This is a genomic window from Hahella sp. KA22, from assembly GCF_004135205.1.
Classification (GTDB): domain Bacteria; phylum Pseudomonadota; class Gammaproteobacteria; order Pseudomonadales; family Oleiphilaceae; genus Hahella.
The window spans coordinates 4,669,101-4,685,795 of the sequence record NZ_CP035490.1 but is presented as its reverse complement, the minus strand read 5'-3'; the positions used below and the strand labels follow the sequence as shown (position 1 = coordinate 4,685,795).

Genomic DNA, 16,695 nt, shown 5'->3' with positions numbered 1-16,695 from the left:
AATTAATTTATGAAGAACGTATTGCATATCATCGACACCACTGGCCCAGGCGGTGCGGAAACTGTATTTATTCAACTGATACGGAATCTATCCAAAGACAAATACCAACATCATGTCATTCTGCGAGGTGAAGGCTGGGTCGCTGACCAAGTCAGGGAGTCCGGTATCGAGCCTGTATTCATCGACTCCAAGGGGAGCTTCAACCTGGGTTATGCTTGGGCGTTAGTCCGATTCATTCGTTCAAACAAAATAGATGTGATTCATGCGCATTTAATGGGCTCCAATGTATATGGTGCCCTTGTCGCCATATTGACGCGTAAGCCAATGATCGCCACATTTCATGGCGGGGTGGATGTAGCAAAGCAGGAAAGACTATTAAACCTGAAGTTTAAGGTTATTAGTCTGGGGGCTGATTCTATTATATGCGTATCCAAGAAGTTGGAAGAGGAGCTAAAGCTCAGAGGTGAGCTGGAAGTTAGTAAATTGAAGCTCATATACAACGGGGTGGATCCCAATCAGTTCTCGCGAAAAGGGGTGACCTTGAAGAGTGAGCTAGGTTTGCCCGAAGACGCAATTGTCGTACTCTCCGTCGGCAACATACGTCCCGCAAAAGGCTATGAGTATTTAGTGGATGCCGCCGCAAAAATGAAAGGGGCTCATGAATATCATTTTGTTGTCGTGGGGCACCAGAAGAAAAGCCTGTATGACGAGCTGCTAAAGCGGATAGACTCCCACGGTGGTGTGCCTCATCTGCACTTTTTAGGCTTTCGCTCGGATGTCAAAGACATAATGGGACAGGCTGATATCTTCCTTTTAACATCAACGAGCGAAGGATTTTCCATTGCGACAGTCGAAGCAATGATGGCTGGCGTTCCTGTTGTGGCGACCCGCAGTGGAGGTCCAGAAGAAATTCTAGAGGATGGTGTAACAGGATTGTTGATCCCAGTGAAAGACCCAGAGGCTGTTAAAACGGCCTTATTAAAGCTCAGAGATGAGGAATTGGTTAATAAAATGCGACAAGCTGCGCAGCAGTCAGCGACGGAAAAGTTTTCTTTGGTCAATATGGTTGGTGAGTACGAGACCCTGTACGACCGGCTGTCAGTCTGAGCATAAGGAGCGCTAGGCCCCGAAGGGCCAGATGGCTTACGATGTTTTAGTTGCGCAAATCCCGCAAGTATTTTTTCAGCTCAAATATAAAAGGACGGAAGTCTGAGAGTCGGTTGACTTCGTGTTTGGTATTTCTGTTGGGTCGCAGGAAGCGAAGTAATTCAAGCAGTTTCTGAGTGAGGGAATACTGTCGCGCTGGAGATTTCAAGACAAGGTATAAACGGTCCAGATCGCCAAGCAGCCAGCGCATTTTTTGTCCTATGGTGAATGAACTGATAGGGGTGACTTCGCCGCCCCCAAAAGAATTTAGCAGGAGATAGGGGAAGTCCACTCCAGAGTCAATCGCCAATTGTAATGAGCCCCAGAATCGAGGGTTTATCTCCATCAAGTAGGGGGTGCCATCTTCTGCGACTTTGAACTCCACCATGGCTACCCCATTCCAATTAGCATGATGGAGCAGGGTGTCCGAAATATCCTTCATGCGAGAATCCACTTCTTTTGACTCGCAAAGTACGCTTACTCCCCCTGATGGCGGCTTTTCTCTCAGCCTTCGATGGGAGAAGTGGCAAAGGGGCGCGCCTTGGGAGTAAAGCGCAAACAACCCCTGGCCTTCACCTTTAATATAAGACTGAATCATGAAGGGAAACTCGCGGAAATAACGCCTTTTAAGGGCCTCCTCCGCCTCCTCGCGAGAGTGAGCGATGATGACGGTGGTGCTAATAATTTCTCCGTCGGTAAGTATGCGCGACTTGAATGGCTTTAAAACAATTGGGTATTCACTAATGTTCGCTATCGCTTCCTGCGCCTGCTCTATACTTTCTATATATAAGGTATGAGGAGTAGGGAGCTCCAGAGACTGCGCGAGCTGAAACAGGCGGTTTTTGTTAGCCAAATGCTCTATCGACTCAGCTTCGGAAAATGGCAGAATTAAGCCTTTTGGCAGCCTGTCTCTGTTTTCTAGGATGACGTAGGTAGAGGCCTCTGTCACAGGGAGTAGGAAGTTGATTTGTTGTTCAGAGATGATTTTAAGTATGTCTTCGAAAAATGCTGAAGGCTTGCTGTAAGGGGAGGCATAGACGCCTCTTTCGCTTGAATATCGCGAAGCTCCAGCAAGAGTTTCAGAACTTTCGTCTGCAGTCATGACCCAGACGCCCTTGCTTCCCAAGGAACGAGTGGCGGCGAGAGCGGAGCGTTGGTTGGCGTCGAGTATCAAGGCGCGAGTATTGGTCATGGTAGGTTGGTCGCTTGATGAAAGGTAAGTAGCAGTGATTCAGATGCCGGTGATAGTAATTGGGTAAGTGTTGAACTGTCAAAAGTTGTCTGCTGTGGTTTGAATAACCTACAGCAGTCTCTATAATCGCGCTCGTGGAGCAAGTCCGACCCGGCGTCAATGTTAAGGTGAATCATTTTGGGTAAGCTAAAAAAGTTACTGAAGTTGCTATCAGAGTATCTTTTTATGGTCCTTGGGGTTTATAGACGATATTCCGATATTCCTCATGGATTCTCTCCAAAAAGAGTGATTTTTGTTTGCAAAGGGAATGTGTGCCGTAGCGTATATGCGGAGGCCTTTCTTAAGGACAAGCTCCAAAAAAATCAGGCTGAGATTGTGAGCTGCGGCCTTGCTACTGACGGAGGAACGCCCGCTAACGCGACAGCCAAAGAGGTGGCGGCTGAAAGGGGAGTAAGCCTTAGTGATCATCGCAGTACACGCATTCAAGACATGAGCATGCGCCAAGGCGATTTGTTCGTCGTCATGGAGCCATACATGGTTCATGCCTTGGATAAATATCGAAAGGACGATGCGGAGTCTCATGTTCTTATTCTGGGGATGGTGGGCTCGAATCAAAACCCTACCATCCCGGATCCATATGGCAGGGAAATTTCAGTTTTTAATAAAGTCTTCGATACCATTGAATCGAAGCTTTCAGTATTGCAGAAAAGCTTGTAATGAACTTTCCCCAGTTAGGCCACTATCCTGGTCCTAATAAGCAGAAGAAATCGAGTGAACAGCCTCCACGCAGTGATATGGAACGGCTGTACTCTATGGACATTAAGTTTATCTATCAGACAATAAGGGCGGAAGGGTTCGCTTTTATTTGTATCTGCGGGTATCTATTTTTCGAATATGTCAGGCCGCAATCGATTTATTTGTGGCTCAATGTATTGCCGTGGGTGCCCCTTTTTATTATGTCGGCGTTTCTTTTTCATTGTGTGGAAAAGAAAAAGAAAGTGGATACGGGGCACGGGATAAACAAGCTGATGGTTCTCTACGGGGTGGTGGTGTTGGTATCTTCAGCCGCTTCCGAATACAGCGGGGCCTCATTCAATCGATTATGGACCTTTTTTGACTGGTTTTTGTTTTACTTCATGATTGTAACGATCGTGAATAATGAAAAGCGATTTTACATCTTCTTTCTCTCATTCCTTATTTACTCTTTTAAAATGTCCCAACATGGATTTATTTCATGGATGAATCGCGGGTTTGCATTTGCAAGTTGGGGAGTGACAGGCGCACCTGGCTGGTTTCAAAACTCAGGAGAGGTCGGTATTCAGATGGCGATATTTACGCCTCTCTCTGTCGCGTTCTTATTAGGCATCAGTTTATATATCAATAAATATTGGAAGATATTCTTTAGTCTTTTCCCGTTTACGGCCATTGGAACTGTCATCGCCTCCTCTTCGAGAGGAGCTCTAGTGGCGGTTATTGGTGTTGGCGTTCTTGCGTTGGCTAAGACTAAGCACTTTTTTAAAACAGCGATTGTTGCTGGTTTGGTCGGATGGATTGTTGTTGTATCTGTTCCTGATGAGTTTAAAGCAAGATTTGAAACTTCCGGTGAAGATAGAACTTCACTGCATCGTATAGAGCGTTGGGAGCAAGGCTGGGAGACTATGAAAAAGTACCCGGTTCTTGGTGTAGGGCATGAAGCTTGGACGACATACCACCCAAGACATTTCTCGTCTGAAGTGAAGGGGAGTAAGTTGGTCCACAATATATTTGTTCAGTGTGGAACTGAGTTGGGTTTTGCTGGAATAACGGTTCTTGTACTTCTGATATTGGCCAGCTTTGTGACAGATTATAAGGTTCGTAAGCTGGCGAAAAAAATGGAAAACCGTCTCTACCATTCTTTGGCGTTCGGGTTTGATTTCGCCATGATCGGTTTTTTGATTAGCGCCAGCTTTGTAACTGTACTGTATTATCCTTATTTGTGGATACATCTGGCTTTGGTTGTATGTATGCACAATTCAATTAAGAGAACCTATAAGGAACAGCAGCTTAAAGAGCGCGAGTCTAAGCTTGTGGGTGAGGCTTTGTGATGATGGACTCGAAAAAGAAGTGCAATGTCCTTATGGTTGACCAGGGCTTATCCTTTGGCGGTGCGCTAGTTGTACTGCTTAGCTTGGCTAAGTCATTACCAGACAATTTTCATCCAGTGGTGGTCACTGCAATTAAAGAAAATCCAGAGAAATGGATTGATGCGGGTGATATAAAAGTTATTAGTTGCTCTCCTACATTCAATTATCTGGATTATTTTCGAGTTAGCCACAAAATTTCCAGTATTAGAAATAAAGTGGTTCGAAAAATTCTGATATATGCGCTGTCGTTGTATTCGACCTGTAAGAACCTGTCTTATGTAACGAGGCTGATGAGAGTTATTCGGGATAATGATATTGATGTCGTTCATGCTAATAATAGTGTCTACGTACTTATGGCGGCAGCTCTGACCAGAAAGCCTTGTGTTTGGCACATTCATGGTGTTGTAGAAAGCCCTCTCTCATTTCTTGAAAAACTATTTTCGCCAAGCGTCAAACTGTTCTTGGCGATATCTGGTTTTGTCTCCAATTCCGCCGTTAAAAATAAATATCCTGCTGACAGGTTGAAAGTCATTGAGAATCCAGTTGACCCTGCTGCTCTTGACTGGTCTATGGACGAATCTCAGCAGCAAAGCGTCAAGTCCCAGTTCAAGTTGTCTGATAATAATTTTGTTGTTTCAATATTTGGGCGAATTATCCCTTGGAAAGGGCAGCTTGAACTTATTGAGGCGATCGCTAAAGTCGCTGAGAAGTGGCCTGAAGTCAGGCTTTTAATTGTAGGTGACGCCTCAGAAGGCTTCAGCAAAGCATACAATGAAAAGATCAAGCACAGGGTTGAAGTCCTTGGTATCGAAGAAAATATCATATGGGCCGGCTTTCAAAAAGATGTTAGGCCTTTCTATGCTATTTCTGACTTAGTTGTTCACGCCTCAATAGACCCAGAACCTTTTGGCCTGGTAATAATTGAAGCTATGGCAAGCGGTTGCCCTGTAATCGTGTCAAATTTGGGCGCTGCTCCCGAGTTGGTGGAAGATGGGGTGGATGGTTACGTCATAAACCCCAAAGTTACTGATGAGCTGTCAAAGGGAATAATGACTCTTATTGAAAGTCCTGAGCTGAGAAAGAGTTTTGCGGAAAAAGGCCGGCATAAAGTTAATCAACGTTTTCACCCCCAGTCTTATGCTTTGCGGATGGCTGAGGAATACTCCTTTATTGTTGGAAAGGGAGGAGAGGCAGAGTAATGAATGCGCCTCAGTCAAAAGTGACTAATCCTGGAGCGGTAAAGCAAACAAAAGTATTAGTGTCTAATACAGCTATATATGGGTTAGGCACTATTATTCGCTCTTTAGCGAGTTTCCTGCTTTTACCTATTTATACCCAGTATCTTTTGCCTTCTGAGTACGGTGTTATTGAGCTGCTTGGAATGCTGGTGGATTTGGCTGGTATTTTTTTCGGCGCGAGAATTGGGCAAGCCTTCCTGAGGTACTACGGGTTAGCGAATACCGATAACGAGAAGTATCAAGTCACTGGTAGCGCATTAGGTATGACCTGCGGCATGCATTTGCTGGCGGTGCTTACGTTAATATCCCTGTCTGGCCCCATCAGCGAATTGTTGTTTGGCTCTTCGGATTTTAAGACGCTGGTGCAGCTATATTCTTTAAATATGCTGCTTGGCGCTTTGATGGAGATTCCATTTGCCTACCTTAGGGCTAATGGGAAAGCGCTTAAGTTCCTGGGCTATTCCGTTCTGCGTCTCACACTACAGATATCTTTTAATTTATTCTTCCTTATATACCTTGAGATGGGTGTGTATGGGGCCGTCTACGCCTCTGTTATTGCTTTCTCCTTAGCTGCGCTAGGTTTGACGCTTGGCGTTGTTGGAGAGTTAAAGCCTGAATTCAAATGGGAAACGGCGAAGAGCATGTTAGGCTTCAGCTTCCCTATCATTATTGCAGCCTTGAGTATGTTCTTTATTACATATTCGGACCGCTATTTTATTAGTGCTTTCTTAGACTTGGACTCTGTTGGCATTTATTCTTTAGCGTATAAATTTGGCTTTATGCTATTCGCCTTGGGGTGGACGCCTTTTCTGAATATGTGGGATGCCGAGAAGTACCGTATCTACAAAGATCAGGAAAGCCACTATTTGTTTGATGCTGTCTTCAGGGTCGTATCAGGTATTCTGGTTTATATGGCGTTTGGTATTGCTTTGTGGTTGCCAGTAGTGCTGCGGTTTATGTCCGATGAAAACTACTGGGGAGCAGCGAGTATTGCCCCTATCGTTTTGATAGCCTACGTGCTTTTGGCCTGGACTAACTATTGCAATCTAGGGTTTTTTACAGAAGGCAAGACTGGGCGATTTGGCTGGATTTCTGTCGTGACGGCGATTTTCTGTGTGCTGGGCTACTGGGTCAGCATTCCCAAATATGGTATGTACGGCGCGGCATGGGTAACAGTGCTGGCGTTTTTAGTCAGGTTCTTGTTAATTCATCACTTCGCAAAAAGACACTTTGACATGCAACTTAAGTGGCGTAGTCATATTGTGTCGCTTGCGCTTGCGCTTTCCTTTTATTTGATCTCCGAGTACTGGATATTCTCAGATATGGATCCAGTTGGCGCCTGGGCGATTGCTATCAGAGTCGCCTTGTCTCTGCTTTATCCTGTCCTGGCCATAGCGCTGGGAGTTATTCCATTCGGGCATTTAAAAATGTTCTATCTGTCTATCATCAAGAAGCGTGGTAAGTAGCTAACTATGGGTGTGAAAGCAAACTTGTTTGTCATAGGGGCAATGAAATCCGGCTCCACTACTTTACACGATTGTCTGGCGAAGCATCCGGATATCCACATGACAGAGGAAAAGGAGCCAGGCTACTTTGTGCCGGAGCTATGGGGTGGGCGTACTGAAGAGGAATACGCCGAATTACTGGCTCCTGGCGAAAACAAGAAATACGTGGGAGAGTCTAGTACGCATTATACAAAGCTGCCCACGTATTCAGGTGTGCCAGAAAAAATGCATGCCTACAACCCCGGCGCTAAAATTCTATATGTCATGCGTCAGCCGATAGCGAGGCTTATAAGTCACTACTACCATAATGTGCGTGACTTATATATGCACGGCGAGTCTCGCAGCATAAAGAAAGCCATTCAGGGAGACCCTGCCTATATCGCCTACTCTGACTATGCATATCAACTTCGCCCATACTACGAGCTTTTCGGGGAAGATAAAATATACATACTGACATTTGAGGACTTGGTATCTGATCAAAATAAGGTAATGAGTGAAATTTTTACCTGGTTAGGTGTGGATGCTAACTGTGAGCTAACCGAACAGGTCGACTCCAACAAAGCGCCGAAAACATACAGAAAGGTACGCGGCTTAGGGTTGCTGAATAAGTTCCGCCATTCGAGAGTTTGGGGGGGCGTATCAGCAATTGTGCCGAAGAGCATTCGCCGCATGGGAGTCAGGTTAGCTGAAACCCAAAGCAACGAGAAGCTTACTCAAGAAGAGATAGATGAAGTTTACAAGCTATTGACGCCAGTCTTTCAAGAGAAAGTGGTGGAACTCCATCGCCTCACTGGCAAAGATTTTAGTACGTGGAATCTGTAGGATGACTAACTCAAATCGGCCCGATACTCTCGCAGGCCCTGATTTTATATGCATCGGAGCTCAAAAAGCCGGCACTACCTGGCTTTATGATCAGTTGGCGCACCACCCCCAGGTCTGGTTGCCAGTAATAAAAGAGCTGCACTATTTTAATTTCGCGCAGCCGAATGCGCTTTTAGCGGATAAGGAGGGGTATCCTTGGGGGAGTCCTCTGGAGCGTATGCGTTTTCTCAAGCAGCGGCCAGATATGGAAACCCTAAAATGGCTGCTACGTTATAACTTCGGCGCGAAGTCTTCATCTTGGTATCGAAATCTTTTCCCCCGTATAGACGGCAAAATTAGAGGGGAGTTGACGCCCGCATACTCTACGCTGGATGAGAGAGGGGTCGATCTCGTGAAGTCAACAGTGTCAGAGCGCTGCAGAATTTTATTGATTATTCGAGACCCTGTTGAGCGCGCCTGGTCCGGGGTGAAAATGAATTACCGTTGGACAGGTGAGGACATTACCCAAGAGGAAATAGCGGGGCTTCGAGCGAGAATAGGATCTAATACCGTCCGTTTACGGTCTGAATATTCGAAAATTATTCCCCGCTGGAACGAGCGTTTCCCCGATCGCTTCAGTCTTTTGTTTTACGAAGACTTAAAAGCTGCCCCTGAGGCATTTTTCAAGCACGTATGTAGTCTGCTGGGAATTAGCCAGGACTACATTCCGGAGACACTACACAAGCGCTCAAATGAGGATAGAGAAGGGATTTCTATGCCCAAAGTCGCGCGAGAAATCCTGGAAGAGATGTTGGTAAGTGAAATTGAGCATTTTAAAGCTGTGCGAGACGAATACTTGCGAGAGGAGGCCCAATGGCTAAGCCGTTGAGAATCCTTTCGGTTAACAAGCTAAAGTCAAAAGTGGAGGGGGTAGAAGTAACTTTCGCACCTTTTGTTAACACGGGGTTGCAAGTGGTTGGTGAGTTGCTAGGGTTTATCCGTAGGGCGTATGTCAATGATGTAATACTTGCCTGGACGCCAAACTTGCGAATGCTTTGTATTTTTTTTCTTACGAAGTTATTGACCCTGGGGCGAGTGAAGATAGTCTATTTTGATGTTGTACTTAGTCGCCCAAAAGGAAAAGGCGATAATGTCAAGATATTGTTGAAATCTCTTTTGTTAAAGTCCGCAAGCTTGATTATTTGTGTACATAAAGAAACATCAGGTTATTTGAAATATTATAGGATATCTGAAAGCAAGATTACTTATGTTCCTTTTAACGCAAACAACTTTAGTATATATGACGATTTTGTAATTAATGAAGGGGATTACATATTATCTTGCGGCGCATCACAACGAGACTTTGATACGCTATGTGAGGCTGTGAGTGATTCTGGTTATCCTTTAACCATATTGCTGCCGGAGCAAAGTATAACAAAGCATAATGCGCGCATTGACAAAGATAATCTTCCCGAAAATGTCACTTGGATAAATGCTTTTTTGCCTAGGAAAGAATGGTATGACTATTTGGCCAATTGCAAAATGGTAGTCATTCCTATTATAAAAGACGTCATTCAGCCAGCGGGTATCAGTGTGTGTTTGGAGGCGATGCTATTTAAGAAGCCTGTAATCATCACCCGGGGAACCTCGACGGTAGGTATCCTGGATGATTCTCTTGCCATGGTTGTCTCTCCGGAAGATCGGATCGAAATGCGGCGCGCCATTGACGCTCTGTGGAAGGATGGGAAGAAGAGGGCGGAATTGGCGGAAAGGGGCTATAATTATGCCTATAGCCTTGGAGATAACGAACGCGTGGAGAGAGAGGTTCAACTCACTGTCCTGGAAAGATTTTGTTAAAGCCCTGGAAGCACTCTTGTGACCAAGTCGATAAAAATACGTACCGTAAAAGAAAACGGCTCTTCTGTAACCGTATCCGGAATGGAATGAAAGTATACTGCTTATGAATTTATTGTTGGGGGGCAAATATGAAAATCAGATTTTTATCAGCCGTTTGCGCGTTGACGCTTAGTCTTAACGCTTTTTCAGAGGATTTTTCGAGGGAGGTTACCTTCGACAGCGGAGCGATAGGCGCCAAAGCCGAAACTGTTGACACCTTTGATGGAGTTGCTGGACGTACAACCTTTTCGACAGCTTTTCCCAGGCCTCTGGCGGATGGTACGGATCCCCAGCATGTAATGATGACGATTAAGGAAGGTGAAACGGGTTGGGGTGTATGGGGCGGGGCCATGAACTTCCGCAAAAACCTCTACAAAGGCGACACATTTTGGGCCTCTTTCCACATGTATGTCCCAGATGACTTTCAGTTTTACGCCGCGGGAAATGGGGCGTTGAAGTTTCTGCGAATTCGGACTAGGGCCTCAGCTGCAGATGGCGTTGGCGGCTTTAATGATTTTCAAATAATGGACGACCCGTCATTTAATGGCTCCGTATATAGGTTTATCAAGGAAGGAGCTGCAGGTCGAGGCTGGAAGTATATTGGCACAAAAGATCAGAAAGATGAGTTATTGCCTCGTAACAAGTGGTTTAAGGTCGAAATCAGTCTGAGATTTGACTCTGTCCCAGTAAGTGAAGGCGGCTTGGCGTACTTTAAGTTGTGGATCGATAACAAGCTTGTTTGGGATGGGAAAGATGTGCAAACTTTAACAAGCTCAGGCGATTGGGCTGATTCCCTGTATTTCTTTACGTACTGGAATGGCAAGGCGCCTAAAACTCAGTCTCTATATATTGACAATATAGTAATGAAAAGCTCTGTCGATGCTGCCGAGTTGAGGCCGCAAGATAGAGATGCAGATGGCAACTTATACATAGGTGAAAAAGGAAATCCATCTGCCCTTTATAAATCACCACCCAGTAGAGTGGAAGCAACCATTCAGTAGTCAGTAAGGACAATGTGAACTTAAGTATTGTTATTCCAGCTTTTAATGAGGAAGCTGTTATTGAAGAGACGCTGACTTCTATCAAGATGTCTCTTCAAGATATCTCTCATGAAGTGATAGTCGTCGATAATGGTTCTACGGATAGGACCTCTCAAATTGCAGAAAGCCTGGGTTGCCAAGTGTTGGTTGTCCCAGGCGTTCTTATTGGCGAATTGAGGAATATCGGCGCTCAAAAAGCTTCTGGTGATATTTTGCTGTTTAATGACGCTGATGTCCTCTTGACGCCTGCATGGCGTCAAGCTTTTCTGAGACTTAAGGACGAGATTCAAGGCCAAAACCTTATCGTTGGCGGCTCTCTTCAGGTGTCTGATCCAGAAAACATGCTCCATAAATATTGGTTTCAACCTCTTCTGAATAAAAAAGAGGGGGAATGCAATTACGTGGGAACTGGCAATATGCTGGTCTCGCGACGTCTATTTGACCAAGTTGGTGGATTTAGTCGCGATTTGCGTACAGGCGAAGATTACGATTTTTGTCTAAGAGCCCGTAATTCCTGTCGCGCAACGGTTAGGTATGTTTCTAATCTATCTGCTATTCACTTGGGTTACCCCGAAGATGTCGGTTCATTTTTCAGGCGAGAGCAATGGCATGGTAAGGGTGACGTGCAGACCTTGGCGGCGCTTTTGAAGTCAAAAGTAGCAATATTTTCATCCTCTATTGCTATGCTTGTTGTTTTTTCTGTCCTTTCCATTGCGTTGACAAAATGGTGGGTGGCGTTCCTTTTTGTTGCTATTGCTGCGGCCCTTGTTGTGTTTATGTCTTTTTATAAGGCTCGGGTAGTGGGTGGGATAGAAGGGCGCTGCTATCATATATTCTTGACGTTCATGTACTGTATAGCCAGGGCCACCTCTAAATTTCGGTAAGACCCTTATGTCTAATTTCACCTTAACTTGTATTGATCAGCGGCGGTAAAAGTGTTGGAGCGGGCCAGTAGTAGTATAGAAGTTTCTGTCATTATTCCCGTATATAACCGAGCCCGGGTTATTGGGAGGGCTATTGATAGCGTGCTTTCGCAGACTGGCGTGGGAGATATTGAAGTGGTCGTCGTGGATGATGGATCTCAGGACCAGCTCGACGAAGCGCTGAAGGGCTATGAAGGGCGCATTAAGCTTATAAAAAAGAATAACGGAGGCGTCTCAAGCGCCAGAAACGAAGGGACTGCCAACAGTACAGGTAAATTTATCGCATATCTGGATTCTGATGATATATTCGAGCAAGGGAAGCTGAGCAAGTCATTGGAAATACTACGAAAGCGCTCAGATACTGGGTTTGTTTTTAGCGATTTTTCTCGTTTTGATATTGAGGATCCTTCCGCAAGGCTGGAGCATACAAACTCGTACTTTTTTAATAACATTTATCGCTATACACAGTCCCCACTTGAAGGTGCTTCTTCTAAGTCATACTTCTTGCCTCAACAGGATGTCTTTGGATTATTACTGGCGGGTTACTTTATGTCTCCCTGTACCTTGGTTATGAGAAGGGAGTTGTATAAGGCAGCGGAGGGGTGGCCGACAGAATTTGACATATCGGAAGACTTTCATTTTTTCCTCCGGTTATCCACTCTTGCAAACGCCGTATACATAGACGAGCCACTAATTAGCGCGGGTCGAGGTGATAATAACTTGACGGAAAACCACCAAGATTGTGCAGAATCAGATATAAGGGTCTTAAAATCCTGCTTGAATCTCAGTCATTTCGACGACGCCAAGAAGAGGCAGATAAAAGCAGCGGTGTCGGATAGGCTTGAGCGGTTAGGATGGGGGCTAAAAAACAACCGCTCATATAAAGAGGCTAGTCGTTGCTATAGAGAAGCCTTCAGCTTCAAACCTTCAAATATTAAGGCTTTGCTCAACTATTTGATGTTGCTGCCAAAATCATGACGAGATAGTTTATAGACGCTCCAATCACTGATGAGCAGTGATTGGAGCATTGAGTGGCCTGGCTACTTGTCACTTTTTAATGACAGGAAAACGTTGTTTAACTTTTCTTGAGCTTCTTTTACTTTAGCCGTAGGTATTCTGGCATTTTTCAATAGCTGGTCGAGGGTTTCATCTCCCGCTAGGAGATAAGGCTGAGGTTCAGCGTCAATCGCAGTTCCATAGTCTCGGAATTTGAATCCGCCGCCAACTACTTTGTCTGACAGAGACATCCAAATGTTCGGTATGCCTAAGGCGTCAGCGGATATTATGCCGTGTAGAGACGAAGATAGAATATATTCACACTCGTCTATATCTTTGAATACATCCTCGGGCTTTCTTCTTACACTGATTAGCTTTACTTCAGATGGGTAGCGGCTCGTTAATTGCGTGATACGTCTATCGTTTGCGTCCACATAATGCGGGATTACTCCAAGAACATATTTCTTTTTGGCTCTTTCGCCTCGCAATAGCTTGGGCGCCAATAAGCCTGGGTCACCGAGAGGAACGTTACCTGGGGCTTTGATTCTGTCTCTGGTAAGGCTCCCTCTGACTGCGAGAACGTGCGCTTCAGGCATAGGAAACTCAAGGTCCTTTATCAAACCTGATCCTAAAATATGGCCTTTGTAGTTAATGGAGGAAAATTGCAGAATGCTACCTGTAGATAAGACTTCACAGCTTAAAGCGGAGGCATGGACGGGGGTAAAACCGTAATACTTAAGCAGCTCTGGGGTAATAAGGTCGCCAAAGTTGGTTTCACCGTTCCACCAATACGCAGTAATTTTATTCCCTTTAATTGTGCCTAATACTGAGCTGTATTTCTTAGTTGCGACTCGCTTTACTCTGTTTATTCCTTCGATAGTCTTGAGGTAGAGGCTATTTGACATGGTTTGTTTCCGAGTAATTAGAAAGCTGTAGAGGAATACAGGCTATTTGCTTCGAGTTAGTTGCTGCTTTGTCAGGCTTGTTAAGTTCTGGATTTGAATCTCTGTAGAGAATTGGCTTTGTATGCGTGACACGGCATTTTGGCTCATTTTCTTGATGTTGATGGCCTTGCCGAGCAGCGTCTGAACTCGTTCAGCAAGCTCCGCTGCAGAACCTGGCGAAAATAGAAGGCCAGTCTCTCCATCAACAATTGTTTCTCTCAGGCCTTGTAAGTTCGATACAAGAAGAGGAAGTCCCGAGGCTTGCATTTCAATGGAGGACATAGTGAACGAGTCCCACCCTGTGGATGCGATAATACCCGCTTTGCAGCTGCGATGGACCCTATGTAAATCCGAACGGTAACCGCCAAAAATAACCTGCTTTGACGACTTTTCGTTTAATAGCGCCTGATAAGGGGCAGCCTCATCGTTACGATTTCCAAATAGTATGAAGACTATGTCGTCGCGCTGAGCTGCGATAATATTGGCGGCTTCCGCTATAACTCGAACCCCTTTGCGCTCCTCAAAGTGTCCAGAATAGAAAAGTAATTGCTTATCTCTAGGGATGCCAAATAGATCGTGAGCGTAATATTGATCTTCCGCATCAGGGTGATATTTTTCTGTATCTACCCCCAGGTGGCAAAGGGCGGTTTTTTCTTCAGGTACGCCGCGACCAAGATAAGCCGACTGCCGCATGGCTTCCGACTCAAATATATAGAGATCGGGCCCATGCCTATAACGCATTACGTCCAGCTTCTTTAATAGTAGTTTGAGGCCGCTATTGATGCTGCTCATAGGGGCCCCCCAATAAGAAATAAAGGAGCTAACACCTGCTAAACGAGCCGCTTTATAGTAGGGAAGCGAAACAGGTTGGTCGAAGCCGAAAATAACGTTGATATTGTTTTCTTTCAGGTATGAGGCAAATAATTCAATTTTATCCGTCGCGTCCTGTCTGTCAGAAAACTCCACGAAATTGCCAAATCCTTCCGGAGTATAGCCGGGGTATCCATTGCTATATCCGGGGTAGCACAGGTGGATGTTGTCTGGCGACCCAGCTAAGCGTAAGGCCATGCTCCAGAATACTTTTTCCAAAGAGCCTATCGCATAGCCTGTATTTGCTTCGCAGTGATATAAAATTAAAATTTTAGTCATTTATCGCTGTCAGTTGATGGGGTTATAACATTCCTTGCTTCCAGGAAAGCGATAATGCCCGCCACAGACTCTTCCGTGGTTTCCTTGCTGGTGTCGATAACTAAGTCAGGGCTCTCAGGGGGTTCATAGGGGGAGTCTATTCCTGTGAAGTTTTTTATAGCGCCTTGTCTGGCCTTTTGATAAAGCCCTTTGGGGTCTCTTTGCTCGCAAACCTCAATAGGAGTGTTGACAAAGACCTCAATGAATTCGCCTGGCTCGTATAGAGAGCGAACCATCTTCCGATCATCACGAAATGGTGAAATAAACGCAGTCATGACAATTAAGCCAGCATCAACAAGTAATTTGCTGGCTTCGCCCACGCGACGAATATTCTCTACTCGGTCTCTGTCTGAAAAAGTTAAGTCTTTATTCAGTCCGTGACGAACATTATCTCCATCTAGCACATATGTGTGATAGCCGCGTTTGTGCAACGCCATGTCTAAAGCATTTGATACAGTGGATTTACCTGATCCACTTAGCCCAGTAAACCAGACAAGACATGGTTGTTGGTTCTTTATGTCTGCACGATCTTGCTTCTTTAGCTTAAAATCGTGCCAGACGATATTTTCTTGAGTCATCTAGATAGTTCCTGACCTAATAATTGGAAATAGAGGTTGAGATACTCGCGTGACTTCTTGACTGAATCAAAGTTTTCTCTCAAGTAACTCAGTCCGTTCATTTGCATTCGCTCTCTCTCAGCGGGGTTGTTGAGTACTTTATCGACGGCGGTAGCATAACCCAAAGCGGAATGGTCATCGACTAATAGGCCTGCGGAGCCAGAGTTGAGCGCTTCGGGAATACCTCCCACATTGTGCGCAACCACTGGCACTTTCAGGGCCAGGGCCTCAAGCAGCGTCATTGGCAAACCCTCATGATCAGATGTCATTAGCAGTAGATCCAGGTTGGCTATTTCTGGTGTAGAGGGATCTACAAAGCCTGTGAATTCAATATACTGGCTCAGATTTTCTTGGCGGACGAGTTCCTCGGTAGACTTGCGTAATGGGCCATCTCCAATTATCTTGCCTTTGATCTCATGATGCCCCTTTTTATGCAGCTCTTTGATTGTTTCAACAAATAAGTCTATTCGTTTAACTGGAGCCAGGCGGCCGACTATTCCAATTGTAAAGGTTTCGTTTGGCTGCTTATTTGAGGAGAGCGCTTCAAGCTCGCGGCTATCGATAAAATTAAAGATCTTAACGACCTTGTTTGGGTGCCTTTCGCTGAGTAACTGATATAGTGGTCCAGAAACGGCCACAATTCGGTCGACTTTGTGTCTTGTCAGTAATTGGTCTGCAATATGCGTAACTTTTTTGTGAGGCTTATTCCACGAAACATTTGACTCGGAGCCTCCATGAATTGTGCGTACCAGGCTGGTAACTGGTGTCTTTATACTTGCAATAACGCCTAAAATGTTCTCTTTAAAGCCGTGTGTATGCAGAATGCTACTAGCATGTCTAATAAAGTGATTGCGAATATTGCGTATCATGGATAGTGGAGATAGCTTTGCTTCATCAGCAATAGTAACGTCAATGTTGAGTTGACGAAGTTTGTCGGCTAGAACTCCCTCATTGAATAATATGGCCGATATGTTCAGGCTATTCGTTGAGACTAAGGCCTTACATAGTTCATATAGTTGTTTTTCTGCGCCAGCCCAGACATCTCCTGATGCAATGTGTGTTAGGTGACGGCGTGAACTCTTCATT

The 16,695-nt window shown here is 45.1% G+C and carries 16 protein-coding genes; 11 read left to right on the top strand and 5 right to left on the bottom strand.

All coding sequences use genetic code 11. From position 1 onward, the window contains the following. Nucleotides 1-9 precede the first annotated feature (9 nt). Nucleotides 10-1,107, top strand: a complete 1,098-nt coding sequence (locus EUZ85_RS20595) for a glycosyltransferase family 4 protein (protein WP_127971475.1) — start codon at nt 10-12, stop codon at nt 1,105-1,107. 46 nt (nt 1,108-1,153) lie between these two features. Here the strand turns inward: EUZ85_RS20595 and EUZ85_RS20590 are convergent, their stop codons facing one another. Beyond that, entirely contained in the window at nt 1,154-2,338 is a 1,185-nt protein-coding gene (locus tag EUZ85_RS20590; protein WP_127971473.1) for an ATP-grasp domain-containing protein, read from the bottom strand. A 177-nt stretch (nt 2,339-2,515) separates the two neighbouring features. Between EUZ85_RS20590 and EUZ85_RS20585 the strand changes: the two genes are divergently transcribed. From EUZ85_RS20585 to EUZ85_RS20540, 10 genes are all read left to right on the top strand, one after another. Further along, nucleotides 2,516-3,055 (top strand): hypothetical protein, encoded by a 540-nt coding sequence (locus EUZ85_RS20585; protein ID WP_127971471.1) that lies wholly within the window; start codon nt 2,516-2,518, stop codon nt 3,053-3,055. Continuing rightward, a complete protein-coding gene (locus EUZ85_RS20580; RefSeq protein WP_127971469.1) occupies nt 3,055-4,422 on the top strand; it encodes an O-antigen ligase in 1,368 nt (455 codons plus the stop codon). The genes EUZ85_RS20585 and EUZ85_RS20580 overlap by 1 nt, the downstream gene beginning before the upstream one ends. Then, complete coding sequence (locus tag EUZ85_RS20575; RefSeq protein WP_127971467.1) at nt 4,422-5,660, top strand: glycosyltransferase family 4 protein; 1,239 nt, start codon at nt 4,422-4,424, stop codon at nt 5,658-5,660. Before EUZ85_RS20580 ends, EUZ85_RS20575 begins: the two co-directional genes overlap by 1 nt. Then, on the top strand, nt 5,660-7,165 hold the full coding sequence (locus EUZ85_RS20570) for a lipopolysaccharide biosynthesis protein (RefSeq protein ID WP_127971465.1): 1,506 nt from the start codon (nt 5,660-5,662) through the stop codon (nt 7,163-7,165). Before EUZ85_RS20575 ends, EUZ85_RS20570 begins: the two co-directional genes overlap by 1 nt. Before the next feature lie 6 nt (nt 7,166-7,171). Then, the gene (locus EUZ85_RS20565; RefSeq protein WP_127971463.1) at nt 7,172-8,026 is read left to right on the top strand and encodes a sulfotransferase; all 855 of its coding nucleotides are present in this window, start codon (nt 7,172-7,174) and stop codon (nt 8,024-8,026) included. A 1-nt stretch (nt 8,027) separates the two neighbouring features. Continuing rightward, complete coding sequence (locus EUZ85_RS20560; protein WP_127971461.1) at nt 8,028-8,894, top strand: sulfotransferase; 867 nt, start codon at nt 8,028-8,030, stop codon at nt 8,892-8,894. Continuing rightward, on the top strand, nt 8,879-9,862 hold the full coding sequence (locus EUZ85_RS20555; RefSeq protein ID WP_127971459.1) for a glycosyltransferase: 984 nt from the start codon (nt 8,879-8,881) through the stop codon (nt 9,860-9,862). The genes EUZ85_RS20560 and EUZ85_RS20555 overlap by 16 nt, the downstream gene beginning before the upstream one ends. Nucleotides 9,863-9,990: 128 nt before the next feature. Continuing rightward, nucleotides 9,991-10,902, top strand: a complete 912-nt coding sequence (locus tag EUZ85_RS20550) for a hypothetical protein (protein ID WP_127971457.1) — start codon at nt 9,991-9,993, stop codon at nt 10,900-10,902. A 14-nt stretch (nt 10,903-10,916) separates the two neighbouring features. Continuing rightward, nucleotides 10,917-11,825, top strand: coding sequence for a glycosyltransferase family 2 protein (locus EUZ85_RS20545; protein WP_127971455.1), 909 nt, complete (start codon nt 10,917-10,919; stop codon nt 11,823-11,825). Nucleotides 11,826-11,876: 51 nt separating this feature from the next. After that, nucleotides 11,877-12,842 (top strand): glycosyltransferase, encoded by a 966-nt coding sequence (locus tag EUZ85_RS20540; protein ID WP_127971453.1) that lies wholly within the window; start codon nt 11,877-11,879, stop codon nt 12,840-12,842. A gap of 62 nt (nt 12,843-12,904) precedes the next feature. Here the strand turns inward: EUZ85_RS20540 and EUZ85_RS20535 are convergent, their stop codons facing one another. From EUZ85_RS20535 to EUZ85_RS20520, 4 genes are read right to left on the bottom strand one after another with little or no spacing between them, the layout of a single operon-like run. Continuing rightward, on the bottom strand, nt 12,905-13,765 hold the full coding sequence (locus tag EUZ85_RS20535; RefSeq protein WP_127971450.1) for a polysaccharide pyruvyl transferase family protein: 861 nt from the start codon (nt 13,763-13,765) through the stop codon (nt 12,905-12,907). A 42-nt stretch (nt 13,766-13,807) separates the two neighbouring features. Then, on the bottom strand, nt 13,808-14,953 hold the full coding sequence (locus EUZ85_RS20530; RefSeq protein ID WP_127971448.1) for a glycosyltransferase family 4 protein: 1,146 nt from the start codon (nt 14,951-14,953) through the stop codon (nt 13,808-13,810). Continuing rightward, nucleotides 14,950-15,570, bottom strand: a complete 621-nt coding sequence (gene cysC / locus EUZ85_RS20525; RefSeq protein ID WP_127971446.1) for an adenylyl-sulfate kinase — start codon at nt 15,568-15,570, stop codon at nt 14,950-14,952. The genes EUZ85_RS20530 and cysC overlap by 4 nt, the downstream gene beginning before the upstream one ends. Beyond that, nucleotides 15,567-16,694 (bottom strand): glycosyltransferase family 4 protein, encoded by a 1,128-nt coding sequence (locus tag EUZ85_RS20520; RefSeq protein ID WP_164887307.1) that lies wholly within the window; start codon nt 16,692-16,694, stop codon nt 15,567-15,569. The genes cysC and EUZ85_RS20520 overlap by 4 nt, the downstream gene beginning before the upstream one ends. Between the last annotated feature and the right edge of the window lies 1 nt (nt 16,695).

Coding starts and splice junctions, on each gene's coding strand:
- EUZ85_RS20520 (WP_164887307.1), bottom strand. CDS start 16,694: ATGAAGAGTTCACGCCGTCACCTAACACACATTGCATCAGGAGATGTC.
- EUZ85_RS20580 (WP_127971469.1), top strand. CDS start 3,055: ATGAACTTTCCCCAGTTAGGCCACTATCCTGGTCCTAATAAGCAGAAG.
- EUZ85_RS20595 (WP_127971475.1), top strand. CDS start 10: ATGAAGAACGTATTGCATATCATCGACACCACTGGCCCAGGCGGTGCG.
- EUZ85_RS20530 (WP_127971448.1), bottom strand. CDS start 14,953: ATGACTAAAATTTTAATTTTATATCACTGCGAAGCAAATACAGGCTAT.
- cysC (WP_127971446.1), bottom strand. CDS start 15,570: ATGACTCAAGAAAATATCGTCTGGCACGATTTTAAGCTAAAGAAGCAA.
- EUZ85_RS20550 (WP_127971457.1), top strand. CDS start 9,991: ATGAAAATCAGATTTTTATCAGCCGTTTGCGCGTTGACGCTTAGTCTT.
- EUZ85_RS20570 (WP_127971465.1), top strand. CDS start 5,660: ATGAATGCGCCTCAGTCAAAAGTGACTAATCCTGGAGCGGTAAAGCAA.
- EUZ85_RS20555 (WP_127971459.1), top strand. CDS start 8,879: ATGGCTAAGCCGTTGAGAATCCTTTCGGTTAACAAGCTAAAGTCAAAA.
- EUZ85_RS20590 (WP_127971473.1), bottom strand. CDS start 2,338: ATGACCAATACTCGCGCCTTGATACTCGACGCCAACCAACGCTCCGCT.
- EUZ85_RS20560 (WP_127971461.1), top strand. CDS start 8,028: ATGACTAACTCAAATCGGCCCGATACTCTCGCAGGCCCTGATTTTATA.
- EUZ85_RS20575 (WP_127971467.1), top strand. CDS start 4,422: ATGATGGACTCGAAAAAGAAGTGCAATGTCCTTATGGTTGACCAGGGC.
- EUZ85_RS20565 (WP_127971463.1), top strand. CDS start 7,172: ATGGGTGTGAAAGCAAACTTGTTTGTCATAGGGGCAATGAAATCCGGC.
- EUZ85_RS20535 (WP_127971450.1), bottom strand. CDS start 13,765: ATGTCAAATAGCCTCTACCTCAAGACTATCGAAGGAATAAACAGAGTA.